General features: G+C 65.5%; 28 protein-coding genes and 1 pseudogene. 6 read left to right on the forward strand and 23 right to left on the reverse strand.

Annotated features, from left to right (window positions below; translation table 11 throughout):
* Nucleotide 1 precedes the first annotated feature (1 nt).
* The 10 genes and pseudogenes from KIO76_RS29395 to trbB form a co-directional block, all read right to left on the reverse strand.
* Nucleotides 2-1,156 (reverse strand): TraB/TrbI/VirB10 family type IV secretion system protein, encoded by a 1,155-nt coding sequence (locus KIO76_RS29395; protein ID WP_213327239.1) that lies wholly within the window; start codon nucleotides 1,154-1,156, stop codon nucleotides 2-4.
* A complete protein-coding gene (gene trbG / locus KIO76_RS29400; RefSeq protein ID WP_213327240.1) occupies nucleotides 1,153-2,160 on the reverse strand; it encodes a P-type conjugative transfer protein TrbG in 1,008 nt (335 codons plus the stop codon). The genes KIO76_RS29395 and trbG overlap by 4 nt, the downstream gene beginning before the upstream one ends.
* Nucleotides 2,157-2,846: a conjugal transfer protein TrbF gene (gene trbF / locus KIO76_RS29405; protein ID WP_213327241.1), complete on the reverse strand. Its 690-nt coding sequence runs from the start codon at nucleotides 2,844-2,846 to the stop codon at nucleotides 2,157-2,159. The genes trbG and trbF overlap by 4 nt, the downstream gene beginning before the upstream one ends.
* Nucleotides 2,843-4,206 (reverse strand): annotated as a pseudogene (trbL, locus tag KIO76_RS29410) (P-type conjugative transfer protein TrbL). Before trbL ends, trbF begins: the two are co-directional and overlap by 4 nt.
* A gap of 3 nt (nucleotides 4,207-4,209) precedes the next feature.
* Nucleotides 4,210-4,500, reverse strand: coding sequence for a putative entry exclusion protein TrbK-alt (gene trbK-alt / locus KIO76_RS29415; RefSeq protein ID WP_213327242.1), 291 nt, complete (start codon nucleotides 4,498-4,500; stop codon nucleotides 4,210-4,212).
* A 9-nt stretch (nucleotides 4,501-4,509) separates the two neighbouring features.
* Nucleotides 4,510-5,271 (reverse strand): P-type conjugative transfer protein TrbJ, encoded by a 762-nt coding sequence (trbJ, locus tag KIO76_RS29420; protein ID WP_213327243.1) that lies wholly within the window; start codon nucleotides 5,269-5,271, stop codon nucleotides 4,510-4,512.
* Entirely contained in the window at nucleotides 5,268-7,724 is a 2,457-nt protein-coding gene (gene trbE / locus KIO76_RS29425; RefSeq protein ID WP_213327244.1) for a conjugal transfer protein TrbE, read from the reverse strand. The genes trbJ and trbE overlap by 4 nt, the downstream gene beginning before the upstream one ends.
* Nucleotides 7,725-7,734: 10 nt before the next feature.
* Complete coding sequence (locus KIO76_RS29430; protein ID WP_213327245.1) at nucleotides 7,735-8,016, reverse strand: VirB3 family type IV secretion system protein; 282 nt, start codon at nucleotides 8,014-8,016, stop codon at nucleotides 7,735-7,737.
* Nucleotides 8,016-8,348, reverse strand: coding sequence for a TrbC/VirB2 family type IV secretion system protein (locus KIO76_RS29435; RefSeq protein WP_213327246.1), 333 nt, complete (start codon nucleotides 8,346-8,348; stop codon nucleotides 8,016-8,018). The genes KIO76_RS29430 and KIO76_RS29435 overlap by 1 nt, the downstream gene beginning before the upstream one ends.
* Nucleotides 8,345-9,325: a P-type conjugative transfer ATPase TrbB gene (trbB, locus tag KIO76_RS29440; protein WP_213327247.1), complete on the reverse strand. Its 981-nt coding sequence runs from the start codon at nucleotides 9,323-9,325 to the stop codon at nucleotides 8,345-8,347. The genes KIO76_RS29435 and trbB overlap by 4 nt, the downstream gene beginning before the upstream one ends.
* Before the next feature lie 509 nt (nucleotides 9,326-9,834).
* Between trbB and KIO76_RS31240 the strand changes: the two genes are divergently transcribed.
* Nucleotides 9,835-10,998, forward strand: a complete 1,164-nt coding sequence (locus KIO76_RS31240) for a hypothetical protein (RefSeq protein WP_249730236.1) — start codon at nucleotides 9,835-9,837, stop codon at nucleotides 10,996-10,998.
* A gap of 158 nt (nucleotides 10,999-11,156) precedes the next feature.
* On the opposite strand, the gene KIO76_RS29450 is transcribed toward KIO76_RS31240, so the two are convergent.
* From KIO76_RS29450 to parA, 9 genes are all read right to left on the reverse strand, one after another.
* A complete protein-coding gene (locus tag KIO76_RS29450; RefSeq protein WP_213327248.1) occupies nucleotides 11,157-11,594 on the reverse strand; it encodes a CopG family transcriptional regulator in 438 nt (145 codons plus the stop codon).
* A 3-nt stretch (nucleotides 11,595-11,597) separates the two neighbouring features.
* Nucleotides 11,598-13,586: a conjugal transfer protein TraG gene (locus KIO76_RS29455; protein ID WP_213327249.1), complete on the reverse strand. Its 1,989-nt coding sequence runs from the start codon at nucleotides 13,584-13,586 to the stop codon at nucleotides 11,598-11,600.
* A gap of 21 nt (nucleotides 13,587-13,607) precedes the next feature.
* A complete protein-coding gene (locus KIO76_RS29460; protein ID WP_213327250.1) occupies nucleotides 13,608-15,347 on the reverse strand; it encodes a relaxase/mobilization nuclease domain-containing protein in 1,740 nt (579 codons plus the stop codon).
* A gap of 243 nt (nucleotides 15,348-15,590) precedes the next feature.
* Nucleotides 15,591-16,511, reverse strand: a complete 921-nt coding sequence (locus KIO76_RS29465; protein WP_213327251.1) for a lytic transglycosylase domain-containing protein — start codon at nucleotides 16,509-16,511, stop codon at nucleotides 15,591-15,593.
* A 5-nt stretch (nucleotides 16,512-16,516) separates the two neighbouring features.
* On the reverse strand, nucleotides 16,517-16,852 hold the full coding sequence (locus tag KIO76_RS29470; RefSeq protein ID WP_213327252.1) for a DUF736 domain-containing protein: 336 nt from the start codon (nucleotides 16,850-16,852) through the stop codon (nucleotides 16,517-16,519).
* A 33-nt stretch (nucleotides 16,853-16,885) separates the two neighbouring features.
* On the reverse strand, nucleotides 16,886-17,431 hold the full coding sequence (locus KIO76_RS29475) for a S26 family signal peptidase (RefSeq protein ID WP_502761915.1): 546 nt from the start codon (nucleotides 17,429-17,431) through the stop codon (nucleotides 16,886-16,888).
* Complete coding sequence (locus KIO76_RS29480; RefSeq protein ID WP_213327253.1) at nucleotides 17,428-17,946, reverse strand: DUF2840 domain-containing protein; 519 nt, start codon at nucleotides 17,944-17,946, stop codon at nucleotides 17,428-17,430. Before KIO76_RS29480 ends, KIO76_RS29475 begins: the two co-directional genes overlap by 4 nt.
* Nucleotides 17,943-18,197: a hypothetical protein gene (locus KIO76_RS29485; protein WP_213327254.1), complete on the reverse strand. Its 255-nt coding sequence runs from the start codon at nucleotides 18,195-18,197 to the stop codon at nucleotides 17,943-17,945. The genes KIO76_RS29480 and KIO76_RS29485 overlap by 4 nt, the downstream gene beginning before the upstream one ends.
* Nucleotides 18,194-18,847 (reverse strand): ParA family partition ATPase, encoded by a 654-nt coding sequence (gene parA, locus KIO76_RS29490; RefSeq protein WP_213327255.1) that lies wholly within the window; start codon nucleotides 18,845-18,847, stop codon nucleotides 18,194-18,196. Before parA ends, KIO76_RS29485 begins: the two co-directional genes overlap by 4 nt.
* 291 nt (nucleotides 18,848-19,138) lie before the next feature.
* Between parA and KIO76_RS29495 the strand changes: the two genes are divergently transcribed.
* The 4 genes from KIO76_RS29495 to KIO76_RS29510 are packed head-to-tail and all read left to right on the forward strand — an operon-like array spanning nucleotide 19,139 to nucleotide 23,844.
* Nucleotides 19,139-19,750 (forward strand): TnsA endonuclease N-terminal domain-containing protein, encoded by a 612-nt coding sequence (locus KIO76_RS29495; RefSeq protein WP_249729551.1) that lies wholly within the window; start codon nucleotides 19,139-19,141, stop codon nucleotides 19,748-19,750.
* Nucleotides 19,747-21,417 (forward strand): TnsB C-terminal domain-containing protein, encoded by a 1,671-nt coding sequence (locus KIO76_RS29500; protein ID WP_213322902.1) that lies wholly within the window; start codon nucleotides 19,747-19,749, stop codon nucleotides 21,415-21,417. The genes KIO76_RS29495 and KIO76_RS29500 overlap by 4 nt, the downstream gene beginning before the upstream one ends.
* Nucleotides 21,414-22,310, forward strand: a complete 897-nt coding sequence (locus KIO76_RS29505) for a TniB family NTP-binding protein (protein ID WP_249729550.1) — start codon at nucleotides 21,414-21,416, stop codon at nucleotides 22,308-22,310. The genes KIO76_RS29500 and KIO76_RS29505 overlap by 4 nt, the downstream gene beginning before the upstream one ends.
* The gene (locus tag KIO76_RS29510; protein ID WP_213322900.1) at nucleotides 22,297-23,844 is read left to right on the forward strand and encodes a TniQ family protein; all 1,548 of its coding nucleotides are present in this window, start codon (nucleotides 22,297-22,299) and stop codon (nucleotides 23,842-23,844) included. The genes KIO76_RS29505 and KIO76_RS29510 overlap by 14 nt, the downstream gene beginning before the upstream one ends.
* Here the strand turns inward: KIO76_RS29510 and KIO76_RS29515 are convergent.
* A complete protein-coding gene (locus tag KIO76_RS29515) occupies nucleotides 23,816-24,796 on the reverse strand; it encodes a replication initiator protein A (RefSeq protein ID WP_502761919.1) in 981 nt (326 codons plus the stop codon). The genes KIO76_RS29510 and KIO76_RS29515 overlap by 29 nt on opposite strands.
* Here KIO76_RS29515 and KIO76_RS31850 point away from each other — a divergent pair.
* Nucleotides 24,734-24,907 (forward strand): hypothetical protein, encoded by a 174-nt coding sequence (locus KIO76_RS31850; protein ID WP_502761920.1) that lies wholly within the window; start codon nucleotides 24,734-24,736, stop codon nucleotides 24,905-24,907. The two genes, KIO76_RS29515 and KIO76_RS31850, sit on opposite strands and share 63 nt — an antisense overlap.
* Nucleotides 24,908-24,948: 41 nt before the next feature.
* Here the strand turns inward: KIO76_RS31850 and KIO76_RS29520 are convergent, their stop codons facing one another.
* From KIO76_RS29520 to KIO76_RS31245, 3 genes are all read right to left on the reverse strand, one after another.
* Complete coding sequence (locus KIO76_RS29520; protein ID WP_213327257.1) at nucleotides 24,949-25,230, reverse strand: helix-turn-helix transcriptional regulator; 282 nt, start codon at nucleotides 25,228-25,230, stop codon at nucleotides 24,949-24,951.
* Nucleotides 25,231-25,373: 143 nt separating this feature from the next.
* Nucleotides 25,374-25,823 carry a DUF2285 domain-containing protein gene (locus KIO76_RS29525; RefSeq protein WP_249730252.1) on the reverse strand — a complete coding sequence of 150 codons (450 nt, stop codon included), beginning with the start codon at nucleotides 25,821-25,823 and terminating at the stop codon, nucleotides 25,374-25,376.
* Nucleotides 25,720-26,133 carry a transcriptional regulator domain-containing protein gene (locus KIO76_RS31245; protein WP_349629441.1) on the reverse strand — a complete coding sequence of 138 codons (414 nt, stop codon included), beginning with the start codon at nucleotides 26,131-26,133 and terminating at the stop codon, nucleotides 25,720-25,722. The genes KIO76_RS29525 and KIO76_RS31245 overlap by 104 nt, the downstream gene beginning before the upstream one ends.
* Nucleotides 26,134-26,184: the final 51 nt, after the last annotated feature.

Consider the following 26,184-nt stretch of genomic DNA (forward strand, 5'->3'; position numbering starts at 1 on the left):
ATCATCCCCTGTACGGCTCGAAGACCAGATCCCTGGTGACGATGATCCTGACCGGGAAGCCCGGGCGGATGGTTAGCGTCGGCGCGACCTGCAATTGGCGACGGATGATCTGCTGGCCCGCGTCGTTGATGGTGTCCTGCGCGCCGTCACGGATAGCGCGGACGAGACGGTCCTCATCGCTGACGGCGAGTTCTGTGCCGATCGCGAGCAGTGTCGACAGGCCGGCGGCCTTGGCCAGGTCCCACCAGTGGTAGTCGACGCCATCCTCCAGGCCCGCATAGCCTTGCGTGTCAGCGCCCGGTTGACGCTCCAGCACGATCGACCGGCCATTCGGCAGGATCAGCCGGTTCCAGACGAGCAGCACACGGCGCTGCCCGAACTGGACGTTGTTGTCGTACTGGCCGATGACGCGCGTGCCCTGCGGCACGAGCAGGCTGCGGCCTGTCGGGCTGTCGTAGATGTTCTCCGTCACCTGTGCCGTGATCTGGCCGGGGAGATCGGAGCGAATGCCGGTGATCAGCGCCGCCGGAATGACCGCCCCAGCCTGAAGCACATACGGTGACGCCGGCGCCATGACGCGATCCGACGACGTGGTGCGCCGATCGACGGCGGCATTGAGGAAAGCGAGTTGCTTGTCCTGTGCGGTCTGCTGGCCGGGCTGTCCCGTCAGATCGAGACCGGCAAGGTTCGGCGTTGCACCTCCCGGCGGTGCGCTGCCAGTCGATGTGGCCGGAGCTGTCTGGAAGAACACCTTGCTTGTCCGCGCGGCCTCTTCCTCGGCGCGCCGGCGCTGCTCGGCCGCGTCGACCGTCGGCGTCGCGATGGACGGGGGGACGACGGGTTGCCCCTTGTTCTGAGCGTCGAGGATCGGCCGGCCGAGATCTCCGGGCAACGGCGGGCCGAGAACTGGTCCGGTATAATCGCGCGGTAAACCGGCGAGACCATCGGCGGTCTGCCTGTTCGCGGTGGAGTAGAGCTCCTGGCCGTCATCGCCGGTTGTACGCGTCTGTAGGGCGTAGATCAGCGCGCCGCCGATATCGAGGCCGGCGACCACGCCGAGGCCCGCCAGCACTTTCCGCGATAGGCGCGTAACGCGCGGCGGCTCGGCGCGCAGCTGCATGGGAGTGGCCGCGCTCGTCTCATTGTTCTCGCTCATGACGGTCTCCCATCGGTGCGCTCGATCCGGACGGTCTGCTGCTGCTTGCCGCTGCCAAGGCGCAGCTCAGCCGCGCCGAAGAGGCGGTCGACGATCAGGATGTTGCGATAGATGCGGGTGTTGGCGATCTGCGCCTCACCCTCCGGGCCGATCACGAATATCGGCGGCAGCTCGCCCTGCACGATGCCGCGCGGGAACTCGACATAAACGCGCCTGCCGTCGTCATAGACGGAGACCGGCCTCCAGGGCGGATTGTCGCCGGTGAGACCGTAGCGATAGTTGCGCGCGGCGAGCGCCGGGATGGCCGGCGTGGCGGGAATGCCCTGGCCCTGTTCGGCCGCCGATCGCGGATACGACCAGGCTACCGACGGCATGTAGGGTTTCTGACCCGAGCGCAGCTCGAGCATGTAGGTTCGGCGATCCGTCGTGATGACGACGTTGGTGGTGATATCCGGCCGTGAAGGCTTCACCAGCACATGCACGCGCCGGGTGGCGCCAGAACCGGATTCCGTGTCGCCGATGATCCAGCGGGCGGTGTCGCCGGCGGCGATCGGCCCCGTCCCGGTCAGGCTCTCGCCCGGCTCAAGGGCAATGTCGGTGATCTGCCCGGGCGCGGCATAGACCTGATAGAGCGCGCCTTCGGACCATGGATAGATCTGGATCGCGTTGTAGTAGCCCTCGCGGCGCGGCTGGACGCGCGCAGCCGCGTTGGCGCTCTCGACCCGGTCGACCGGCGTGCCGGCCGCCGCGCCGCCCTTAGCCGGCGTCCAGGCTGGCGGGATGTGCAGCGGCTTCGGTCGATTGTCGGTGACCGATGCCGGCACGGCCGGCAATGGCGGCACGTTGCGATCATAGCTGACCTCCGGCGGCTTCAGCGGTGTGGCGCAGCCCGCGAGCGCAATCCCGGAAAGCAGCGCAACCGGAATTGCGGTTTTACGGAAAGCCGGAATGACGGTGATGCGGAAACCGGGCCTTCCGCCTTTGCGGACCTGCCGCCGGCTCATTGGCTCATCTCCCGCGACCAGGAAACCGCATTGACGTAGATACCGAGCGGATTGGTCTTGAGCCGGTCGGCGTCGCGCGGTGGCTGGATGATGATGGTCAAGATGGCGGTCCAGCGCTCCGTGCTGGAAAGCTGGCCGTTCTCGTAATGACGCTCGGTCCAGGCGACGCGGAAGGAATCTGCGGACGCGCGGATGACCGACGACACCTCGACGGAGACCTGATGCTTGCCGACCTTGGTGAAGGGGTCGCTGCCGCGCGCGTAGTCGTTGAGCGTCGCCGCGCCACGATCCGTGGTCCAGTCGTAGGCGCGCAGCCAGTTCTGCCGCACGATGACGGGATCGGCGGGGATCGCACGGACCTGCTCGATAAAGCGGGCGAGATGCCACGCCACCTGGGGATCGGTCGGCTTGTAGTCGGCCGTCGCCGGCGCGATCGCCTGCGCCTGACCGAGCTTGTCCACCTGAACGACCCACGGCACAACGGTTCCCTGCACCGACTGCCAAACAAGTGCGGCGGCGAAGCCGGCTGACAGGATCAGCGATCCGAAGGCCATGTAGCGCCAGTTCTTTGCCTGCACCCGGGCGGAGCCGATGCGCTCGTCCCAGATCTGTGCGGCCTTCTGGTACGGCGTCTCGGGTTGAGGGGTCTTGCCGAAATGCGCGGCAGGTCGCTTGAAGAGGTTCATGAGCGGTCACTTTCGGAGAGATTGACGGAGGCGCCGGAGCCGTGGCTGTCGCCGGAGCGAACCGCATGTGCGGCCGCGCTCGCGCCGTGGCCCATATGTCCACCGCGTTTCATGCGCTGCGCCCAGGCGGGCGGCCCCTCTGCGGATGTGGTCGAGGAAGCACCGGTGGTGGCAGCGCCGGACGCGGGATCGGCATCGCCAAAGATGGAGCCGCCGGTGGCGGTAACCGATCCCCTGCGCCCCTCCGCGAAGCTGCTTTTGAGGCTATCGTTCGCGCGGCTGGCAGCGCGGCGAAGCGGTGACAGGGCAGCGTTGCCGGCGGCCGTCGCGACGCCACCCAGTCCTCCAGCAAGGCCGGCCTTCCCGGTCTTGTCGATGGCGCCGAGCTGATAGGCGCCAGAGACCGCGCCCGCGGTCGCGGTGCCACCCCTGACAGCAGCGGCGCCACCGGACAAAGCCGCAGCTCCTCCTCTGGCGGCCAGCATCGCGCCGCCGCCGGCGGCAAGGGCCGCACCACCAACAGCGAGCCCCGTGCCGGCGGCAGCGCCGGCGCCGAGCTGGGGACCGCCGCTGACCAAGCCGGACGCAATGCCGGGACCGAAGATACCGAGGCCAAGAAGCGAGAGGGCCGCGAGCACCACGGCCATGGCGTCGTCGATGGTCGGAGTCTGTCCGCCGAACCCGGAGGTGAACTGACTGAACAGCGTCGAGCCGATGCCGATGACGACGGCCAGCACAAGCACCTTGATCCCGCTGGAGATGACGTTGCCAAGCACGCGCTCGGCCATGAAGGCGGTCTTGCCGAACAGGCCGAAGGGATCAGGACGAAGCCCGCCAGCGTCGTCAGCTTGAATTCGATCAGCGTCACGAAGAGCTGGATGCTCAGAATGAAGAACGCGAGAATGACCAGCGCCCAGGCGAAGAGCAGGCAGGCGATCTGGATGAAGTTCTCGAAGAAGGCGATCCAGCCCATCAGGTCGGAAATGGATTCGAGCAGCGGCCGCGCCGCATCGAGGCCCGTCTGCGCCACCTTTCCGGGACGCATCAGATCCTGCACGGAGAAACCCGTGCCGCTCGCCTTCAGCCCGAGGCCGGCGAAGCTGTCGAAGACGATTTTGGCGAGATTGTTCCAGTTGGAGATGAGGTAGGCGAAAACGCCGACGAACAGCGTCTTCTTCACCAGCCGAGCGATAATGTCCTCGTCGGCGCCCCAGCTCCAGAACAGCGCGGCCAGCGTCACGTCGATGACGATCAACGTGGAGGCGATGAAGCCAACCTCGCCACCGAGCAGGCCGAAGCCGGAATCGATGTAGCGGGTGAAGACCCCGAGGAAATTATCGATGACGCCGCTGCCGCCCATGATTCACCGCCCGTCCGTGGATCGTGTCGGAGCGGGCGTGAGCGCGCGGCCGAGAAAGCGATCGCGGGTCTGCGCCCAGACGCGCAGGCATTCGGCATTCTCGGCCGCCTTCTGGCCAAGCTGTTGGCACCGGCGCTGACCCTCGCGCAGAGGATCGAGGCCGAGCTCGACCGGGCGAACCGGCGATGACGGCTGCGATGGCTCACCCTTGCGGGTCAGCTCGATCACCGTCGCCGTGATGGCCACAGTGACGAACACCACAGCGCCCAGCCGGGCCAGCATCTTGCCGTCCATGGCCGTGCCTCAGTTACCGTTGAACATCTGTACGTTGCCCGGCTGGTAGCCGCTGCCGGGCGTGAGGAAGCGGCGGCGCTGCTCGCGTCCCTGCGCGGCCGCCGCCGTGCGCTCGGCCTCCGTGAGCGCGCCGGCACGGCCATTGGCCGAGATCAGCGCAACCAGGTCGGAAAGCTGCTGCGACTGGAGGGCAAGCAGCTGGTTACCCGCCTGCGTCGCCTGCAACGCGCCGGTCGCCGACTGGCTCTGATCGACCAGGGTCGACATCTGCGTGCGGTTGGTGTCGATGTTGCCGACGACACCGGCCTGCACGCGCATCGCATCCTGCAATCCGCCCACCGTGTTCTGCCAGCGTGAGCGGGCGTCAGTGACGAGCTGCTGATCCGTCGCCGACAACGAGACGCTGCCGTACTTTTGCTGGAACATCTTGTCGATCTGCTGGACGTTGAAGGCGATGTTCTGCGCCTGCTGCAGAAGCTGCTGCGTCCGCTGAACCGATTGCTGGATCTGCTGGAGCGCCGAGAACGGCAGGTTCGCGAGATTGCGCGCCTGATTGATCAGCATCTGCGCCTGGTTCTGCAGGCTGGTGATCTGGTTGGTGATCTGCTGGAGGGAGCGCGCCGCGGTGAGCACGTTCTGCGCATAGTTCGGGGGATCGAACACAATGAGAGCGTATGCTGGCGTGACGACGATCGGCGTGATCGCAAGCGGCGTTGCAAAGATCGTCGCGGCCAACAGAACGGCGCGCGAGCGGAACAGACCTGTGGTCATGACAGGACCTCCTTTTCGGTCGGGGTGATGAGCGTCGGGACGCTGGGGAGAAGATCGACAGCCCAGCTCACATCGCGTGCCCTGAACCAGGCGGCGAGGAATCCGTCGCGGCCATGCTCGGCGAGGATCTGCGCAATCAGAGTCTGGTCGGATTTGGCGGATGCGGCGCAGAGCGCCAGGCCGACTTCGGACAGGCCGAGCTCGAACAGTCGGTTTCCCCTGCGGCTCTGGCAGTAATAATCCCGCTTTGGCGTTGCCCGCGCGAGGATGTCGATCTGTCGGTCATTGAGACCAAACCGCCTGTAGATCGCCGTGATCTGCGGCTCGATCGCGCGCTCGTTCGGCAAGAGCAGCCGGGTCGGGCAGCTCTCGATGATGGCCGGCGCGATCGCCGAATTGTCGATGTCCGATAGCGATTGGGTGGCGAAGATGACGGAAGCGTTCTTTTTGCGCAGCGTTTTCAGCCATTCGCGGAGCTGGCCTGCGAAACCGTCGTCGTCCAGCGCAAGCCAGCCTTCGTCGATGATGAGCAGCGTCGGGCGGCCGTCGAACCGGTCCCCGATGCGGTGGAAGAGATAGGCGAGCACAGCTGGCGCAGCGCCTGTGCCCACAAGACCTTCGATCTCGAAGGCTTGCACGTCGGCGGTGCCAAGATGCTCGCTCTCGGCGTCGAGCAGGCGGCCATAGGGACCACCGACGCAGAACGGCCGCAAGGCTTGCTTGAGGTCGTTCGACTGCAGCAGCACGCTGAAGCCTGTGATGGTGCGTTCATCGACGGGCGCGGATGCCAACGAGGTCAACGCCGTCCAGATGTGCTCCTTGGCTTCAGGCGTGACAGGCAGGCCCTCACGCAGAAGGATCGCCCCGATCCAGTCGGCCGCCCAAGCGCGTTCATAGGTGTCATGGATGCGCGCGAGTGGCTGAAGCGAGACGGAAGACTCCGAGCCTTCGGTCAGGCCGCCGCCGAGATCGTGCCAGTCGCCCTGCATGGCGAGCGCGGCAGCACGGATCGAGCCGCCGAAGTCGAAGGCGAAGATCTGGGCTTGGCTGTAGCGCCGGAACTGCAAGGCCATGAGTGCGAGCAGCACACTCTTGCCCGCGCCGGTCGGACCGACGACGAGCGTATGCCCGACGTCGCCGACATGGAGGGAAAACCGGAACGGGGTCGAGCCTTCCGTTCTGCCGTAAAGCAGCGGGGGTGCTTGGAAGTACTCGTCCCGTTCCGGCCCCGCCCACACGGCGCTCAGCGGGATCATGTGGGCGAGATTGAGCGTCGAGATCGGTGGCTGGCGGACATTGGCGTAGGCATGGCCGGGCAGCGAGCCGAGCCAGGCGTCCACGGCATTGACCGTCTCGACCATGGCGGTGAAGTCGCGACCCTGGATGACCTTCTCGACCAGCCGCAGCTTCTCATCGGCGAGACGTGGATCAGCGTCCCACACGGTGATGGTCGCGGTGACATAGGCCATGCCGGCGACATCCGCGCCGAGTTCCTGCAAGGCCAAGTCGGCGTCGGCGGCCTTGTTCGCGGCGTCCGTATCCACGAGCACGGATTGCTCGTTGGTCATCACCTCTTTCAGGATCGCCGCGATCGACTTGCGTTTGGCGAACCACTGCCGCCTGATTTTTGTTAGCAGCCGGGTCGCATCGGTCTTGTCGAGCAGGATCGCGCGGGTGCTCCAGCGATAGGGAAACGCCAGCCGATTAAGATCGTCGAGCAGGCCTGGTGTCGTCGCCGTCGGGAAACCGACGATGGTGAGGATGCGGAGGTGCTGCTCGCCAAGACGCGGCTCGAGCCCGCCGGTGAGCGGCTGATCGGCAAGCAGCGCGTCGAGATAGATCGGCGTCTCGGGAATGCGGATGCGATGACGTTTCGTTGAAACCGTCGAATGCAGGTAGGTCAGTGTCTCAGCGTCATCGAGCCAGGCGCATTCCGGCATGAAACCGTCGAGCAGCGCGAGAACGCGATCGGTCCGATCGGTGAAGGCGCGCAGGATCTCGTGCGGATCGACGCCCGACCGCTCGCGGCCCTCATAGAGCCAGGCTTCGGTGCGCGCGGCTTCCTCGGCCGGCGGCAGATAGAGGAAGGTGAGGAAGTAGCTCGACTCAAAATGCGCGCCGGCTTCCTCGAAATCGGCCTTGCGTTCGGCGTCGACCATGGCGGACGCCTGATCGGGAAAGGTGCTGTCGGGATAGGTCGAGGCCGCGTGGCGCTGCGCCTCGACGAAGATCGCCCAGCCGGAACCGAGGCGGCGGAAGGCATTGTTGATGCGGCCGGCGACGGCGACCAGTTCTGCCGCAACAGCGGAATCAAGATCGGGACCGCGGAAGCGCGCGCTGCGCTGGAAGCTGCCATCCTTGTTGAGGACGACGCCTTCGCCGATGAGCGCCGCCCAGGGTAGATAATCGGCGAGGCGCGACGCAGTGCGGCGGTATTCGGCAAGGTGCATCATGGGCGCGCGCTCACACCGCCAGATGGCCGGGGATGCGCAGGTGCCGGCGCCCGACCTCCACGAACAACGGATCGCGTCGCGCCGACCAAACCGCCGCAAAATGGCCGATCGCCCAGATCACGAGCCCGAGCAGCCAAAGCCGCAGGCCGAGGCCGACCGCGCCGGCGATCGTGCCGTTCATGATGGCGATGGAGCGCGGAGCGCCGCCGAGCAGAATGTGCTCGGTCAGCGCGCGATGCACCGGCACTGTGGAGCCTGGCACGGCGTCGAGCTGTTCGAAGGCAGCCGCCATCAGATCAGCGCCCCGCCGCCGAACGAGAAGAACGACAGGAAGAAGCTCGATGCCGCGAAGGCGATCGACAGGCCGAAGACGATCTGGATCAGGCGCCGGAAGCCGCCAGACGTATCACCGAACGCCAGCGTGAGACCGGTGACGATGATGATGATCACGGCGATGATCTTGGAGACCGGTCCCTCGATCGACTGGAGGATTTTTTCGAGCGGCTGTTCCCACGGCATGGACGAGCCGGAGGCGTGAGCGGCCGGAGCGAGCATGATGCTGATGGCGAGCGTGGTGGCGGCAGTCGCGGTAGCGCGATAACCGCGCGAAAGTATGCGGATCATGCTGGCTCTCCTGTGTTTGTTGAGACGAGGTTGATGCGATAGTCGCCGTCGGCTCCCAGACCTTCGACGCGCGCGAGCTCGGTAAGCCGTCGCCGCGATCCGCGGCCGGACAGCACAGCGACGAGATCGATGGTCTCGGCGATCAGCGCGCGCGGGACGGTGACGACGGCTTCCTGGATAAGCTGCTCGAGACGGCGCAACGCGCCGATCGCGCTGCCGGCATGGATGGTGCCAATCCCGCCAGGATGGCCGGTGCCCCATGCCTTCAAGAGGTCGAGCGCTTCGCTGCCACGAACCTCGCCGATGGGAATGCGGTCGGGGCGCAGGCGCAGCGAGGAGCGGACCAGATCGGAGAGTGTAGCGACGCCGTCCTTGGTGCGCATCGCCACGAGGTTTGGCGCGGCGCATTGCAGCTCGCGCGTGTCCTCGATGATGACGACGCGATCGGCGCCTTTCGCCACTTCAGCCAGGAGCGCATTCGTCAGCGTGGTTTTACCGGTGGAGGTCCCGCCAGCGACAAGGATGTTCGCGCGGGACGCGACGGCCGCGCGTAGGGCCACAGCCTGATCGTCGGTCATGATGCCGGCGGCCACATAGTCGTCGAGCGTGAACACGGCGACGGCGGGCTTGCGGATCGCGAAGGTCGGTGCTGCGACCACGGGCGGCAGCAGCCCCTCGAAGCGTTCGCCGGTTTCGGGCAGCTCGGCCGAGACGCGCGGTCGGCGCGCATGCACCTCGGCGCCGACATGATGCGCGACCAGGCGTACGATCCGCTCGCCATCGGCGGCCGACATCGTCTCGCCCGTGTCGGCCAGGCCCTCCGACAGCCGCTCCACCCAGATGCGGCCGTCGGGATTCAACATCACCTCGACCACGGCCGGCTCTTCCAGCAGCCGGGCAATGGCAGCGCCGAGCGCCGTGCGCAGCATTCGCGCGCCGCGCTGGCTCGCTTCCTGCCTGTGGTGAGTGGACGACATTCCGACCCCGTTTGCGACGGGGCCTCAACAAGTCATTCCCCGAGTGGGTGACTAAAAGAGCCTTGGATCAGACGCGTTCAACAAAGTTCTGTCGTAGTAGGGACATGGCGTGCAAATACAGGAGAACGGCGGCATCGCTTTGGTCTTGCTCCATGGAAGTCACCACCTTGATTGCTGCGGCTCGTCATGATTCGATCTCGTCAAAGGTGGCTTGCAATTTGGCCACCGAGGATAAAGTCGATCAGCGTGATTTCAGCGGGCGGTTTCGACCCCCTAGCGGACATGGGGAGCTACTTCGAACAAAGATGTAAGCTGCCGCTCCACATCCCAATCCAATGGCAGTTCTTCGGGGCTATCATTCCAGGTTGGCGTACCTTTGCTTCTATAGGCACTAAGCGATTCAAAGATGGTGCTTTTTGCCTTTCCAGATGCGAAAGGAATATCGTCAAGGCCCGGCTCCGCTAGGGCCGCATGACCAGCGCGATGCGCGAAACACGAACGGTACAGGAATGTTGGACTTGTTTACTCCGCGATTCCGGGAGGAAAAACTCCACAATCACTTTCGTCTCATCTCGGCCGACCCTGAATACGCAAAGGTCCAGCCTATCATTCAAAACTGGGCGACTGGCCTGCTGGATCGAAGGGGAGAGAGCCAGAAATTCATCAACGAATTTCAAACGACGTTCAATTCCTCAATATGGGAAATCTATCTGAACAGAGCGCTGATTGATTTGGGATGCAGAGTCGACTTTTCAAAGTCAGCGCCGGATTTCTTCGTCCGAGGACCCGGAAATTGCGAGTTCAACATAGAGGCCGTCGTCTCTGATCAGCCTTCGACCGCGAAGCAGCAGAAGATCTTTAACGAGCAAGATTTCAAAACCCGTGGTGCGCTGAAACTTGCTGGAAAGATCGGGGACAAGCAGGATCTTTACCGCGGAAGCAATGGAAAGAAGCACCCGTATTCCTCGATGAGCCACGTGTGCAGCCGGCCATTTGTCATTGCAATCGCCCCCTTTGATAGCGATCTCTCGCTCACTCAAAACAACGAACTCATCAACATGGTCCTTTTTGGCTTGGCGCCGCCTGTGCTCGAAGGGCCAGACCTAAGAAAGCAAGGCAAGATAACCTCTCTCCTGACGCCTTCGGGTGCGCCGGTTGAGTTGGGAATTTTCACGAACGATTCGTTCAAAGAGATCAGCGCCGTTTTCTTTTCTACGGTCGGGACCTTTGGAAAAGCAGTCGTTGAAAGTAAGATTGATAGGCTCATCCGGGCGACCCGTTACAGGGTAATCGACAAGGACAGGATTGCGCCCGGTTCGGAACTCTGGCGAGTCGGGACGCACCGGTTTCAGGTCGCCGCGCTGAACTACCTCCTCACGCAACGACGAGAGAGCGAACATCAGATCGGCGGTGCAGATATCCTTATCCAGCACTCATCGTTTCATCGTGAAACCCATCTGGATGGGCTTCAGGTCTATTTCAATCCGTATGCAGAGGTGCCGTTTGACCCCAAATTCCCATGGCCCGCAGAAATCGCTCTCAACTACTATGACGTCGAAAGCGGTGAGCACATCCAAGCGCATCCTGACGGCGCGCTCGTTTCAAGGCAGGTTTATGAAATAACCCCCGAATACATTCGGCTTCTGCTCGGCAGTTACGGCTTTCTTCGATGATTGTTAGCCCGGTTGGGAGGCTTAAAAATAGATTCCTATGTCCGCATCCTGAGGTCTGCACTCAAGAGCGGACTGACGGCAACCCACCCGTTCCCGACATCCAGGATGTTACGAGCGTGAACCACGATCACCACGCAAGGCAATGTCGCTGCCGAACGTCATTGATCGAAGGCCTGCTCACCCGGAACATCTTCGGGAACCTCCTGACGGAGCTTCGGCCCTTTGGCGAGCCGCCGTCCTAGCGCGGTTATGAAGGCTTCATAGCGCTCGTTCGCCTTGGCGCGCGCTGCCTGCGCGGCGGGCTCTGGCAAGGCCGGCGTCGTGGTCACCCAGAATCGGACGAATACGGCCAGCGTCTCGACCGCGATGCCCATGTCCCGTTCAAGCCGCATCATGCGCCGATCGAGCTGGTCGAGACGTTTGCCGATAGCGGCCTCGCGCCGCTCTGCTGCGTCCGGAGACAGGAAGGACGCAATAGCGGCTTCGGCGATCATGGACTGTGACTGGCTCCGTCGTGCGGCGTAGTCGGCGAGCATCGTCATGAGGTCCGGATCGACATAGACTGAGACCTTCGTCTTCTTGCCTCTGACAGCCATGGCTCACAGTTCCATGCCATCGTTGGGATCGAGCGAGACCTGTCGCGCGGCGCCTTGCATGATGCTGGTCAGCCGACGATTGCGCACGGCGTCGTCATCGTCACCATCGTCGCTCGGGTCGATCTCGAATTCGTTTTCGATCGGCTCCTTCTTTTCGACCGGGTTCACGCGATTGAGCTCTGGCTGCAGCCGGCGTTCGGATTCGGTCGGGTCTTCATCGTCCTGCTGCTGCGCGTCCGATGCCGCGGTGGCCATGGGCGGGACGGGAATCGGCAGCTTGTTCCACTCGTCGGCCGAGACCTCAGCGCGGCGCTGCATTTCCGGCGGCGGCAGGATGCGTTCGCTGAATCGGGCATCTTCGTAGTAGCGCGCCTTCTTGGCCCGGATCGGCGGAATGCCGGCGATCATGACGATCTCGTCGCTCGGTGGGAGCTGCATCACCTCGCCGGGCGTGAGCAGCGCGCGGGCCGTTTCCTGCCGGGAGACCATCAAATGTCCAAGCCACGGCGACAGCCGGTGCCCGGCATAGTTCTTCATCGCCCGCATCTCGGTCGCGGTGCCGAGCGCGTCGGAGACACGCTTCGCCGTCCGCTCGTCATTGGTCGCGAAGCTGACGCGCACATGGCAGTTGTCGAGGATCGAGTTGTTCGGACCGTAGGCCTTCTCGATCTGGTTCAGCGACTGGGCGATGAGGAACGACTTCAAGCCGTAGCCGGCCATGAAGGCGAGCGCGCTCTCGAAGAAGTCGAGCCGCCCCAACGCCGGAAACTCATCGAGCATGAGCAACAGGCGGTGCCTGCCCTGCTTGGCCTGGAGATCCTCGGTCAGGCGTCGGCCGATCTGGTTCAGAAGCAACCGGATCAGGGGCTTCGTCCGGTTGATGTCGGAGGGCGGCACGACGAGGTAGAGTGTCGCCGGCTGTTCGCTGCCGACGATGTCGGCAATGCGCCAGTCGCAGCGGCGCGTCACTTCGGCCACGACGGGGTCCCGGTACAATCCGAGGAATGACATGGCGGTGGAGAGCACACCGGAGCGCTCGTTGTCGGATTTGTTGAGCAGCTCACGCGCGGCCGAAGCGACCACAGGATGCGGCCCCGCCTCTCCCAGATGCGCGGTCTTCATCATGGCGCGCAGCGTGGATTCGACCGGCCGCTTCGGATCGGACAGAAAGTTGGCGACGCCCGCCAGCGTCTTGTTCGTCTCCGCATAGAGAACATGCAGGATGGCGCCGACCAAAAGGCTGTGGCTGGTCTTTTCCCAATGGTTGCGCTTGTCGAGGCTGCCTTCCGGATCGACCAGGATGTCGGCGATGTTCTGGACGTCGCGCACTTCCCATTCGCCGCGGCGGACCTCGAGCAACGGATTGTAGGCGGACGATTTCGGATTGGTCGGATCGAACAGCAGCGCGCGGCCATGCTGGGCGCGGAAACCGGAGGTGAGCTGCCAGTTCTCGCCCTTGATGTCGTGAACGATGGCCGAGCCCGGCCAGGTCAGCAGCGAGGGAATGACCAGGCCGACCCCTTTGCCGGAGCGGGTTGGTGCGAAGCACAGCACATGCTCCGGCCCGTCATGGCGAAGATAGTCCCGCTCGAAGCGCCCGAGCACCACACCATCGGGATCGAGCAGGCCGGCCGCCTTGATCTCGGTCTTGTCGGCCCAGCGCGCCGAGCCATAGGTAGCGGCGTGCTTTGCCTCCCGCGCGCGCCAGACCGACATGCCGATGGCGACGGCGATGGCGAGGAAGCCGCCAGATGCAGCGATCACGCCGCCTTCGGCGAAGATGCCCGGCGCATAGGCTTCGTAAAAATACCACCACCAGAAGATCGCGGGCGGATAGTAGACCGGCCAGCCCGCGAGCTTGAACCAGGGCGCGCCGAGCTGCGCCTGAAACCCAAGGCTCCAGGCGACATATTGGGTCGCGCCCCAGGTCGTGCACAGCACGATCAGGAAAACGACGGTGATCTGTCCCCATAGGATCTTGGTTGCGGACATCGCAGGTTCCTTTCTCGAGGGTCAGAGTCCGAGCCCTCGCTTGCGGCCGAAATCCCAATCGACGCCGCCGCCGTCGCGAGCGACGCCGGAGACGTGGCGGCCGAGCTGCTTTTCGAGGGAGGGCGACCACGGCACGAGCTGGAAGCCGAGGCCGTCGTCGATCATGGCGAAGCGGCCGGTGGCGAGCGCGAAGCGCTGGCGATAGGTTCCAGCGATATATTCGCCGCTGCCGGCGCGATTGAACGGCAGGCCGGTCTCGCCAGCCAGCTTCTCGCCCAGCGCATTAACGTCGCGATCGCGCAGGGTGTCGAGCAACTGGCGCGCGAAGACGACGCGCTGGCCCCGGCGTTCCGCGAGACCCTCAGTGATGAGATGATCGGCGCGTTGATCCATCGCCTGCCGTACCTCGGCGCCAAAGCCCCCCTCCGACAGAGCGATCGGTTCGCGCGCCACCGCCTGCCGGTCGAGCCAAGTTGCTCCGGTCGCATTGACCTGTGCCTGGATGTCGAGGTCGGAGCGGACGGCGAGCGCGATGCGGCGTTCGCCGCGCGCGTCCTCATAGGACCGGAGCTCGACGATCGAGCCCGGCGGACTGTCGCCGGCGGCGTCGAGATGCGGCAGCTTGAGATGATGTGTCCGGCCGTCGACGCCGTCGATCACGGCATAGGCAGTCCCCCTCAGCTCATCATCGTGCCCGCGCTCAAGCAGCCGGCCGATCACGGGCACGTCGAGGCTCTCGGCTGCGAGGACATAATTGGCCGAGCCGCGCTCGATGCCGCGTTCGGTCAGGGCGCGGTGCATGCGCTTGATGATGTCGCCGCGCTCACCGAGCTCGCGCAACACCACTTCCGCGTTATCTGCGATATGCCATTGCGCGTGGCCGACCTGTCCGGCGACGCCAAGGATTTCCAGCGTGCGGAGCCGCCCGACCTTCAGCGCGTGGAATTCGTCGGGCGGTTGATCGGCGCGTGGCGCGAGGTCGATGATGCCGGTCTTGCGAGCATCGCGCACGAGCTGCCGATCGAGCTGGGTCCAGCGCTCCGCCTCGACCTGACGCGCCAAGTTGCGATGAATCTCCAGTTCGGTCCGGAGGCCAAGCTCCTGCGTGACGAGGTCCTGCGCGCGAGCGCGCATGCCCTCCTTGATGTAGTCGCGGGCGATGACGAGGTCCTGGCCGTCTTCGGCACGACCGCGCAGGATGATGTGAACGTGCGGGTTGTCGGTGTTCCAGTGATCGACGCCGACCCAGTCGAGCTTCGTGCCAAGGTCCTTCTCCATCTGCGCGATCAGCTCGCGGGCGTGAGCCTTGAGATCGGCCATCTCCACCGCGTCCTCGGGAGAGACGATGAACCGGAAATGATGGCGGTCGCCGTCGCAGCGTTCCGCGAAGGCGCGGGCGTCCATCTCGTCGCTCTCCGGCCCGAACATCCGGGCCTTCTCCCCATCGCGGGTCACGCCGTCACGGCGCAGGTAGTTGAGGTGCGCGCCGAGCGGGGCCGAGCGCGCCGTGTGACGGACGACGCGGGTCTTGATGACGACGATGCGCGAGCGTCCGGTCAACAGTCGGTTGGCCTGGATGCTGGCGCGCTGGCCGCGGCCGAAGCGCGAGCGGTTGCCGGGCGTGATCTTACCGGAGCGGGACACGCGGCCGCCGGCCTTCTGCGCCGCTGCCAGGGCCTGCGCGATGAAGGGCCGCGCCTGCTGCGCGCGGGTCGAGCGGATGCGACCCGGACGGACACGGAATTCGCGCTCATCGGCCATGGCGCAGCCCCGCGACGTGCAAAATGCGCCTGGAATTCAAGAAGATGAGCTGTTGGCGCACGGTGCGCCATATGGCTGCACGGTGCGGAGCGCCCCAGAAACCTGAGCAAAAACAACCATCCGACCGAAGCGCACCGTGCGCCTTTTTATCTCGCCATCCCCCGGTCGTGTCGCCTGCCACCACCCCCGGGGCGCCCCACGGCACGCCAGCGCATGAGGGAACGCGAAGGGCTGCGGAGCCGGTCATGGCGCCGCTCCAACGCCGCGGCGGGCGACGAACAGCGCTTCGGGCTGCGCGGTCGTCAGCGTCGCGGGTGTCGCTGGGCCGGGCGAACGGTCGTCGTTCGGCGGGCGATCGGGAGGTGCGGGCTTATCGGAGGACGCACCGTCGTCGCGCATGACAAAGATCGCCGCCTCGCGCCAGTCGAGCGGCCGAGCGCCTGTGAACGCGATCTTCGAGGGGCGCTCGCCACGCAGCGCCGGCGCAAGCGACGCGACGTAGGCGCGTGTTTCAGCCGGCAATGGACGGCCCTTCGCGCGATGCTCGTCATAGCGCGCGGGACCCGCATTGTAGGCCGCGAGCATCGCGGCGACGTCGCCGTATCGATCCCACATCTCGCGGAGGTAGGCTGTGCCTGCGAGAATATTGTCGCGTGGATCGTAGGGGTTGCGGCCGAGGCGATGGCGGATGCGCAGCTCGGCCCAAGTGTTGGGCATGACCTGCATCAAGCCCATCGCGCCGGCCGATGAGATTGCGCGCACATCGCCCGCGCTCTCGACGCGCAGCACGGCGCGAATCCAGTGTTCGGGAATGCCGAAGCGTTTCGAGGCCTCGGCGATGTGCGCGGCATATGGATCAGCAGCGGCCGCGCGCACGAAAGGCGCGGATTGCGCAATCGCCACACTTGATGCGCTGCTCAGCGAGAGCGCTGCGATCGCCACGGCAGCAGCACACAGGAGTAACGCCTTGTCTCTGCTGCACCGCCAGCCTGCCAGCGTGCTCGCTGCGGTCAAGGGTACGCGCGAAGCGCCGGCCAAAGGCCGCCCTTGACCTTCACTGCGCGCGCCGGCCGTCTCGTGGTCGAGCGGGATGAAGGGATGAGCCGGTCTTTCCGCGAACAAAGGGATGAGGACTTTGAACGCGATGATGGCGGGTGACCGCATGCCCGTCAGTCCCGCGCGTTGCGTGGCTTTGGACGATTCCAGTGCAGCGACCAGGCGCTATCGTCATCGTTGGAACGGAAGAGGTTCGCGCGGATCGGCTGCGCGAGCGTCGGGTCGTCGAGTTGCAAGGACAGGTATTCGCCGGCCTTGTCGCCGGTTTCCTTCCACGCCGCTCCCACTTCGGGACCGTTGGCGTCGCCAATGTGGACGCGGAAGTCCGGCACGTTCTCGGCATCGGATTTCTTCGCCGGCATTAACGCGAGTTCAGCGTCGATGACGAGCGTGCGGATGCGGCCGGAATAGCCGGTCTTCGTCTTCCGGAATGCGCCGATATTGGCCAAGGGACTCTCCTTCGGTTGCAGGTGGTGAGACGGTCAGCGTGTCGGCGCACGCCAGACGAAGCGGCCATCGCCGCTCTCGTCGGTGAAGAGAGGGATCGCCCGCCCGATCACGGCCGCGGCGGGCAGCGGGCCGAAGTAGCGTCCGTCGAAGCTGTCGCGGACGTCGCTGTTCATGAGGAAGAGTTCGCCCGGAGCGATGATGCGGCAGCCCTGCCAGACGAGCATCACGCGGCCCATCCGGTCGCGCTCCAGCGCCGCGCCCATCTCGACATCGTCGACGGTGATGGTGCGGCCGGCACGGCAGACGCGTTGACCGGGCAGTCCAACGACGCGCTTCAAGAGGGGCACGCCGCGCCCGACATAGCCGCGTGCGACCATGAATTGGGCGATTGGTTCCGGCGGCAGCACGGCGACCAGCTCAGGAACCTCGAGCGCGTCGGCTGCCGCGATCGCATAAAGGCCGATCGGCGCGCTGGCGGATGCGTTCCAGATCAGCTTGGTCGGCATTGGCTCGAGGCCGGGATAGCCGACGCCCGCCGCCGCGAGCGCGGTCGCGGTGATGAGGCCGAAGCGTGTCACTGCCCGGTCCTCCGCCGCTTCAGCCAGGCTTCATGGCGGGCCAGCGTGTAGGCGGATGGCGTCTCGCCAGCGCGCAGGCGGTTGTGGACGTGGCGCCAGTGGTCGGGGTCGACGTCGGCAGGATCGATGCCGAGCGCTTCGACCGCATCGATGTGCTGAAGCACGCGCTCGACTGCCGGCCAGCTCCCGGCCTTCAGCAGAATCTCGCCGCCGGGGCGCACGAAAGGCAGCGTCTGGAACGGCTCGCCCCGTCCGATCGCGCGCACGACGTCGATGCGCGAGATGATCGTGCCGTAGTCGTTGGCGGCCCAGCGGACGAAGGCAAAGATGCTGTTCGGCGCGAAGCCGACGACGCTCCGATGACGGTCCAGGATCTGTTCGTAGCTCTTGCGGCCGAACCTGATCCAGTGCTCGATCTTCCTCTGCCGCCAGGTGAGATCCACGAGCGTGGTGAATGGCGCAGGCCCGTCCGAAAGCGGACGGCCGCGCATGCGGCGGGCCGCGTCGCCGGTCATGGCTGGTCTCCATCGGTGAGCGGGAATTCGCGCGTGAGCAGGTCGCGCAGCATGTCGGCGACGGTCACGCCGCGCCGGAAGGCCGCGACCTTGATGTGTCCGCGCAGCTCCGGCGTGATGTCGATGGTCAGGCGAGCGGTGAAGGCGCTGGCGACGACTCTGCCGTTCGCCTGCGGTTCTGCCGCCCTGATCCACCCCTCGGCATCGCCAGGCCGGGATGCGAAGCCGCGCTTGGATGCACGCTCCGTCATGGCGCAACCCTCGCGATGCCAAGCCGCGCGATCTCGGCAGCTAGCGCCGTGATCTCGCGCGCGGCCGGGCTGTCGGCGTCGATCTCGGACGCGAGCCGTCCCGACTGCGCGGCATCGGCAAAGACGACGCGTTGTCCGATGCTGCTGCCGAGCAGTGGAGGATCGTGGTCGGCCAGCGCCTCAGCCGTCTCGCGCGCGATGATCGTGCGCGCGCCACAGCGGTTGAGCACGAAGCGGGCGACAAGCTGCGGCCGGTAGATGCGTGCTTCGCTCAGAAGGGCCAGCATCTCGGCCGAGGCCCAGCCGTCGAATGGCGATGGCTGGACCGGGATCAATACGAGGTCGGCGGCGAGCAGCGCTGAACGCATCAGCCCCGCGACGCGCGGCGGTCCATCTATGACGACGTGATCCGCGTCACGCGCCAGCTCAGGCGCCTCGCGATGAAGCGTGTCGCGGGCGAGTCCGATGACGCCGAAGGCACGCGGCAGGCCCTCGCGGCCGCGCTGCTGCGACCAGTCGAGTGCTGAGCCTTGCGGATCCGCGTCGATCAGCGTGACGCGCTTGCTGCGTCGCGCCCATTCGCCAGCGAGATGCAGCGCTAGCGTCGTCTTGCCGACGCCGCCCTTCTGGTTGAGGACGGCGACGATCATGATGCCCCTCCCGGCTTGCGGGATCGGGACGCCATCCGATTGCGCGGAGTATCGGCCGCAGAAGCGGATTTACGGAAATGCGTAGCGGAGGTAGTGTAATCGGCAGATGGCTTGGATGCGTTCAGACATCCATCTGCGATGTTGTCGTTTTTCCAGGTTTCGTGAATCGGCGTGAGAGCGGACGTGAGTCCGAACAATGGCTTGCGCGCATAGATGTGGTTCCATGTTTGTGAACTGACCCCAAAATGTGCTAGGTTTGCGTACCGACTCGTTTCGCAAATGGAGGTGCATTTGCGGCGCATTCCGCTGAGCCATCGGTCGCATGTGATCGGCTTCCAGCCCTTGGAAACGGGCGTGGCGGAGCATGAGAGTTCGCTGGAGCGGGACTTCGTGACGCTCGCGAGTTTCATGGATGCGAGCGCGGTGGTGACGGCCCAGCCGGCAACGATCCGATTCGAGCATGAGGGTCGCCAGCGGCGGTACACGCCGGACTTTCGCGTGGATTGGAGCGATGGCCGTTGCGAGATCGTCGAGATCAAGTACCGGGCTGATCTGCGCGCGGGCTGGAGGCGCTTTCGGCCTGCCTTCGCCGCCGCCCGATCATGGGCGGGCAGCAACGGAGCACGTTTCCGCATCGCGACCGAGCGCGGCGTTCGCGGACCGCAACTCGATGCGGCGAAGCGATTGCTGCCGCTCAGGACTGCGCCGATCGACACGGCGCTGGCGGAACGTGCGCTTGCCCATGTGCGCGACAATGCGGTGAGCTTCGCCGATCTGGTCGGTATGCTGCCCGCCTCGCGTGAAGCAGGACTTGCCGTAGTGTGGCGATTGATCGCGCGGGGTGCGCTTGTCGTCGATCTGGCCGCACCGATCACGGCGCAGACACGGGTGATGTCGCGATGAGCGCGCCCGATCTCTCCATGGTCGATGCCTCTGCCTGGGACGAAGCGCGGCGCTGCCTGCCGGTGATCCGCCGTCTGGCGGAGAACCCGGCGCGCACCAGAGGCGACGTGGTGGCGGCTGCGGTCGAACTTGGTTGCGGTCCGACGCACGCCTATGCGCTGCTGCGTCGCTATCTCGCCGATGCGCGTCTGACGAGCCTGCTGCCGCGTCGGCGTGGCCCCGAGCGCGGCATCTCGCTGCTCGACGAGCATGTGGACGCCGTCATCCGCGATGTCATCGACACTGTCTATCTGACGCGCCAGCGGCCAAGGATTGCCGATCTGGCTGAAGAAGTGCGGCGGCGCTGCAAAGCGGAAGGCTTGCGGGTTCCGAGCCGCAAGGCGATCACCGCACGCGTGAAGGCGCGTCCTGCCCGTGAGGTCGCCGCCAAGCGTGAGGGCCGCAAGGCCGTTCGCGAGCGGTATCTGCCCGTGGTCGGTTCTCTGGAAGCCCACTGGCCGCTGTCGCTGATCCAGATCGACCACACGCTGGTCGACGTGATCGTGGTCGACAGCGAGACGCGCGCGCCGATCCAGCGGCCCTGGCTCACGCTGGCGATCGACGTGTGTTCGCGATGCGTGGCCGGCTTCCACCTGTCGCTGGAACCGCCGTCCGCAACCTCCGTGGCACTGTGCCTGACGCACGCCGCTCTCTCCAAGGAAAGCTGGCTGGCCGAGCGCGGCATCGATGCGGAATGGCCTGTGCGTGGCATTCCCGAACGCCTGCATCTCGACAACGCGAAGGAGTTCCGGTCCGAGGCGCTGAAGCGGGGCTGCGAGCAGTATGGGATCGCCATCGACTACAGGCCGGTGCGCACGCCGCATTACGGCGGCCATATCGAGCGGCTGATCGGCACGATGATGGGCAAGGTCCATCTGCTGCCCGGCACCACCTTCTCCGACGTGCGGGCTAAGGGCGATCTCAACCCCGAGAAGACGGCAGCGATGACGCTCGACGAGGTTGAGCGCTGGCTGGGATACGCGATCGCCGGCGTTTATCACCGCGATCTGCATCGTGGCCTCGGCATCACGCCGTTGGCGGCGTGGCAGCGCGGCATTGCCGGAGACGGCACGACGCTGGGACGCGGGGAGCCGACTGCCGTTACCGATGCCCGCCGCTTCCTGATCGACTTCCTGCCGATCGCGCGTCGCCGGGTTCGCCGTGACGGGGTGGCGCTGCATTCCATCGCCTATTGGGCGGATGTGCTGGGCACCTGGATCGGCCATCCCGAGCAGATGATCGTGCGCTATGACCCGCGCGATCTCAGCCGGATTTATCTGCTCGGCCCCGACGGCACCTATTACAACCTCAGCTACCGCGACCTGCGGCGGCCGCCGATCAGCCTGTGGGAGCACCGCCTGGCGTTGAAGCGGCTGCGGGACGAAGGCCGGTCGCTGGTCGATGAGGAAGCGATCTTCCGCACGATCGAGGCCATGCGCACCATCGCGGATGGAGCGGTCCGTGCCAGCAAAGCAGCGCGTCGCCAGCGTGAACGGCGTCTGCGGGTCGCTCCCGAAGCCCGTGGCGATCTGCTCCCGGTCGAGCCGGATGAGACTGATCGCTTCCGGCAGATCGGTGCTGACACTCCTCCGCATGAACGCATGTTCCCGGTGGAGGAATGGGAATGAGCGGTGGCTATGCGCATCTACATCCGTCTGTCCGGCACCTGGCCGACGAGGACGCCAGTTCGCGGATACGGCGCATCCGCACGGATCGCTGGATCGGCTACGCACGGGCGGAAGCCGTCCTGGCGGCGCTGGAGGACCTGCTGAGCTTTCCGACGCGGACGCGGATGCCGAACCTGCTGCTGGTCGGACCGACGAACAACGGCAAGACCATGATCGTCGAGAAGTTCCGGCGCGCGCATCCGGGAACGGCCGCCGCCGAGAGCGAGGATGGTCTGGCACTCCTTCCCGTCGTGAAGGTGCAGATGCCGCCCGGTCCTGACGAGGGCCGGTTCTTCGGGGCCATCCTCCATGCGCTCGGAATGCCGTTCAGCCCGCGCGACCGGATCGCCACCAAGCAGGACACGGCGGTCCGTGTCATGCAGGCGATGGGCGCGCGCATGCTGGTGATCGACGAGTTGCACAACGTGTTGTCCGGCTCGGCGATGCAGCAGCGCCGGCTGCTCAACCTGCTGCGCTGGCTCGGCAACGAGTTGCGGATTCCGCTGGTCGGCGTCGGCACGGCAGAGGCGCTGCGCGCGATCCGCAGCGACGACCAACTCGTCAACCGCTTCGAGCCGCATCCGCTGCCATTGTGGGGCGACGACGACGAGTATCGCCGTCTGCTGAGCACGCTGGAAGCCGTGCTGCCGCTGCGCAAGCCGTCCCATCTTGCCGATTCCGCGCTTGCCGGACGCATTCTCTCGGCGTCCGAAGGCGTGCTCGGCGAGATGATCGCCGTCGTCATCCGGGCGGCGGTGCGGGCGGTGGAGACCGGCGCGGAAGCGATCTCCACGCGCATGATCGAGGATACAGGCTTCATTCGTCCCTCCGAGCGTCGTCGTGTCGTGGTCTGATCTGTTCGAGGTGTCGGCGTCCCCGATGCCGGCTCCCGGCCGCATCGGCCTGCCGGGGCATGTCGCCCCGGTCGAAGGCGAGGCGCTGCTGTCCTGGGTGGCGGCGATCTCTGCCGTTCTCGGCATGACGCCGCGCGTCTTCTGCCGCGACGCGCTTCACATCGACGTCCGGCAAAACCCCGGCTGGTGGCGTCGGCCTGCCTCCGTGACCCTTGAGCGGATCGGCAGCCTGACCGGCCTCGATCTCGATCACCTGGCCGGAATGACGCTGGATGGCTGGGCTGCTGCGCCTGGCGACGACGATCCTGACCGGTTCGCCGCGAAGCGCTGGACTGCCGGTGCTGAGGGCAAAAAACGCCTGGCCCGCATGGATGTCTGCGCGCTCTGCCTCGCCGAGGCGCGGCGTCCGCACCTTCGGCTGAACTGGACGCTCGGCTGGACGGGCGCATGCCCTCGTCACGGAACGATGCTGACCAGCCGATGCCCCTCCTGCGGCACAAGGCTGAGGTTGCGCGGGCTGAATGGCTCGGAGCCGATCGACCTGCGCTGCGGGCGCTGCAATGCGACGCTGTCCGATGCGGAGGGAACCCCGGCACATCCTGCCGTGCTCGCCTTGCAGGCCGCGCTCATCGCCGGCAAGCACGGCGGGACGGTGATCCTTCCCGGCATCGGCGCGCTCGACTGGCCCACGGCCATGGCGCTCGCCGACGTGCTGCTCGCCATGGTCTGGACCAGGCGCCCGAAGAACAAACGCGACCATTGGGCGCCACGGCAGCGCGATCGCCTCTTCGCCGCCATCGGCAGCGATATGGGAATGGCCGTGGGCGCGTGGGAACGCATCCCGTGGAAAGAGAATTACGGCGGCCTTTTGCTGTTGGCCTGGCTGTTCGGCGATCTCGATCGCCGCCTGCCAAGGGCCATTGCCACGCTCCGCACGCCGCGCCTCGAAGGGCTTCTCGCTCCCTTCACAGACCTCGATGAACTGACCAGCGACAGCTTGCGCGTAATCCTCTCCGCCGCGCGGACCAGATCGCCGCAGGGACGGCGTGCATGGAAGCCGTGGCTTGACGGGCTCGTCGCCGCCGATCTGCGCGAACAAGCCGGGCGGGAGCGCTACAGGCATCGACGGCAAAGACTGCGGGCGCTGGCCGAACTCAGAGACGGTGCGTCGGTCGAAGCCGTAGCGGCGCTCGTCGGGGTCGATATAAAAACCATCTATCGCTGGCTTCATCGCGGCGCGGCCAACGGTCTTGAAGCCGCGCTCGAACGTCCAACCGGCAAGCCTGCGCTCACCAGTGCTCAGGCCGAAGCTCTGGGAAAATGGATCGCACTCGATCACAGGCACCAGAACCGGCAGGCCGTACTCAAGCGGGCCAGGGAAACCCTTGGCATCGACATCAACGGCGATGCGGCTACCAAGCTGCTGGTGAGACACCGAAAGCCGAAGCGAGGAAAGCGTTGCCGCTTGTGGGCACCCAGATACGGCCCGAGGCGCGGAGCGGGATCTACTCATGATCCGGCTCCCGGTTCGTGAATCCGGTTCGCGTTTCCTGGAGCGAGTTCATGAAACCTCGCCCCGGTTCGCGAAACCTGGCACCCCGACAGATGTTGTTCCTGTCGCGCGCGCGCCTCTTAAAGTTAGATTCTCTGTTAGAGTCTAAGTTAAGGGCGCGATTTCTTGTTTGATCTGCGAGCGTTAAACCCGATTTGGGTTCCCGTTGGCACGAGGGGCCGGTTCCGGATAGCACGCCTCGGCGGGTTCCGGATCGCACGAGTGAATCCACAGCCTGTCCACTCGGCGCGGTCGGCTCGAAGGCGAGCAGGGTTCGGCCACTGATCTCGACCTCGATGGACAGTTCGTAGCCGGGCAACGGCTGACGCCGGATGATCTCACGCAGCTCGAACGCGAAGCGCTTGAAGGGCGACAGGCTGCCCGACTTCTGGTGGAGATGGCGGAAGTCGAAGCGCCATCCCTGTCGCTGATGACCGCCGTGCTTGCGCACGATGCGGTAGAGCCAGCGTTCGAGGCCGCCCGTCAGGTCGAAATAGGCCCGGTCGATGGTGAGAACGAGCGCATCATCGAGAACGGCCTGGTAAAACCAGTCTGGAACGATCAGCTCGATGCCGGCGGCCTTGCCGCTGCGGTCGGTGCGCTCCTTCCACTCGTTGATCCATGAGAAGCGGTGTCGCCGCCCTTCAGCAGGCTGGCGAAGGGTCGTGCTGATCGTGGTGGATTGGAGGCGATCCAATGCCGCCTTGAGGCGCTGGTAATCACGCAGCGAGGTTCCGCGGCCGATGAACTTCAGAATCTCGTACGGAGTGGCGGCCATCAGCCGGGAAGTGCGAAGCCCTGCGTCGCGGGCGTCGACGATCTGGCTTGCCGCCCAGATCAGGACGTCGGCATCCCAGATGGTCGCCATGCCGTGATCGGGCACGGCCTCGACGCGGATGGAGACGCTGCCAGCAACGAAATCGATCGGCGCGATGCGCGGCGTCTTGGCGAGGGAAAAGAACGGGTAAGCCATCAGGTCCTGCGCATCTCTTGGCGCGAAATCGCCAGGGCGCGCATGGAACAGGTCGAGCTGTCCGCGCTCTGAGATCGGGCGATTCCGCGACGACACAGAGGGAGATCCGGCGATCAGCGGCGGTGGTGACTTGCGTGCGCCGCCGGTGTCGCGCCGTGACGCTTGGCAGGCAGAACGGAGCCGCGTGGGTCGGAGGTCGACGTAACAGCGCCGCGCTCTGCCCAGGCGGCGAGATCGTCGATGGCGTAGACGACGCGACCGCCGAGCTTCCGATAGGCCGGCCCGGTCCCATAGGTGCGATGCTTCTCGAGCGTGCGGGCGGACAGGCTGAGGAACTCGGCCGCCTCCTTGGTCCGCAGGAAGCGTGGCGGGATATGGGCTAAATCAGGTCGCATGGATCGGCCTCCGTGGCGTTCCGTGTGGCCGCAGGTCGAAAGCGGCGGACGGTGATCACGGTGGCGAAGATCGATCGCGCGGAGGGAGGGGGAATTTAGGGGGCGCTATTTCTCACCCCTCGGTGGCAGCCAGCGGGCCGGCGTCAACTTCGGCGGCGATGGCGCAGCAGCGTGCGATAGCCGCCGGCGATCATCGCCAACCCGTCCTTGACCAAGGCTGTCGTGGCATCGCGAAGCGCGGAGGTTTTCCAAGGCTCGGCCGCGACACGGTCGACGCCGAAGATGACGCGAGCAATGTCGCGATAAGTCGCGCCGTTCATGCGCCCGTCAGTAGCCTGGAGCATGAACCGGTGGCGACGCTTCTGTTGCGGCGTGAGCCGTTGATCGTGAGGGATCGTGCGTCCCTGCAGGGCGCGCAGAAGGCGGCCGATCCCCTCCATCCTGTCGAAGCCATCAGCGTCGAGCGGCACGAGTGCCGCGAGAGGAATGTCAGGCGACACGCCGGCGAGCCGAACGACCCGGATCGTCTGACCACCGGCCTCGAACAAAAAATGCGTGCCCTCGTCGTCCGAGGGCGCGGGTGGTTCGCGCAGCGCGGGATAAAGATTGCCGGCCGCCGGCAGAATGATGGGCATCTGTGCGAGCAACACGGTGCTGGTGTCCGCGTCGGCGGACCAGAACACGGGACTCTCTCCAGCATTCAGCGACGGCGGGACGAAAAAACTGCAATCCCCACTTGCGCCGCAGTTCGCGTTTCAGGGAAGGACGATCCGCCTGTGCATAGTCCTTTTGGTACTCGGTATTGCGCCTGAGCCATTCCCAGGCGAGATCGGGAGAATCAAGGGCGTCCAGGTATTCGTAACTTTTCGCGGACCGCCAGCGCGATATGTCAGGCGTCATCATCCTTCCTCATGCCGCAACGGGGCGCGCAGCGTGCCTCAAGATTAAGCCGGT

It is taken from the genome of Chelatococcus sp. YT9, from assembly GCF_018398315.1.
Lineage (GTDB): Bacteria > Pseudomonadota > Alphaproteobacteria > Rhizobiales > Beijerinckiaceae > Chelatococcus.

Coding starts and splice junctions, on each gene's coding strand:
- KIO76_RS29395 (WP_213327239.1), bottom strand. CDS start 1,156: ATGAGCGAGAACAATGAGACGAGCGCGGCCACTCCCATGCAGCTGCGC.
- trbG (WP_213327240.1), bottom strand. CDS start 2,160: ATGAGCCGGCGGCAGGTCCGCAAAGGCGGAAGGCCCGGTTTCCGCATC.
- trbF (WP_213327241.1), bottom strand. CDS start 2,846: ATGAACCTCTTCAAGCGACCTGCCGCGCATTTCGGCAAGACCCCTCAA.
- trbK-alt (WP_213327242.1), bottom strand. CDS start 4,500: ATGGACGGCAAGATGCTGGCCCGGCTGGGCGCTGTGGTGTTCGTCACT.
- trbJ (WP_213327243.1), bottom strand. CDS start 5,271: ATGACCACAGGTCTGTTCCGCTCGCGCGCCGTTCTGTTGGCCGCGACG.
- trbE (WP_213327244.1), bottom strand. CDS start 7,724: ATGATGCACCTTGCCGAATACCGCCGCACTGCGTCGCGCCTCGCCGAT.
- KIO76_RS29430 (WP_213327245.1), bottom strand. CDS start 8,016: ATGGCGGCTGCCTTCGAACAGCTCGACGCCGTGCCAGGCTCCACAGTG.
- KIO76_RS29435 (WP_213327246.1), bottom strand. CDS start 8,348: ATGATCCGCATACTTTCGCGCGGTTATCGCGCTACCGCGACTGCCGCC.
- trbB (WP_213327247.1), bottom strand. CDS start 9,325: ATGTCGTCCACTCACCACAGGCAGGAAGCGAGCCAGCGCGGCGCGCGA.
- KIO76_RS31240 (WP_249730236.1), top strand. CDS start 9,835: ATGTTGGACTTGTTTACTCCGCGATTCCGGGAGGAAAAACTCCACAAT.
- KIO76_RS29450 (WP_213327248.1), bottom strand. CDS start 11,594: ATGGCTGTCAGAGGCAAGAAGACGAAGGTCTCAGTCTATGTCGATCCG.
- KIO76_RS29455 (WP_213327249.1), bottom strand. CDS start 13,586: ATGTCCGCAACCAAGATCCTATGGGGACAGATCACCGTCGTTTTCCTG.
- KIO76_RS29460 (WP_213327250.1), bottom strand. CDS start 15,347: ATGGCCGATGAGCGCGAATTCCGTGTCCGTCCGGGTCGCATCCGCTCG.
- KIO76_RS29465 (WP_213327251.1), bottom strand. CDS start 16,511: ATGCGGTCACCCGCCATCATCGCGTTCAAAGTCCTCATCCCTTTGTTC.
- KIO76_RS29480 (WP_213327253.1), bottom strand. CDS start 17,946: ATGACCGGCGACGCGGCCCGCCGCATGCGCGGCCGTCCGCTTTCGGAC.
- KIO76_RS29485 (WP_213327254.1), bottom strand. CDS start 18,197: ATGACGGAGCGTGCATCCAAGCGCGGCTTCGCATCCCGGCCTGGCGAT.
- parA (WP_213327255.1), bottom strand. CDS start 18,847: ATGATCGTCGCCGTCCTCAACCAGAAGGGCGGCGTCGGCAAGACGACG.
- KIO76_RS29500 (WP_213322902.1), top strand. CDS start 19,747: ATGAGCGCGCCCGATCTCTCCATGGTCGATGCCTCTGCCTGGGACGAA.
- KIO76_RS29505 (WP_249729550.1), top strand. CDS start 21,414: ATGAGCGGTGGCTATGCGCATCTACATCCGTCTGTCCGGCACCTGGCC.
- KIO76_RS29520 (WP_213327257.1), bottom strand. CDS start 25,230: ATGCGACCTGATTTAGCCCATATCCCGCCACGCTTCCTGCGGACCAAG.
- KIO76_RS31245 (WP_349629441.1), bottom strand. CDS start 26,133: ATGATGACGCCTGACATATCGCGCTGGCGGTCCGCGAAAAGTTACGAA.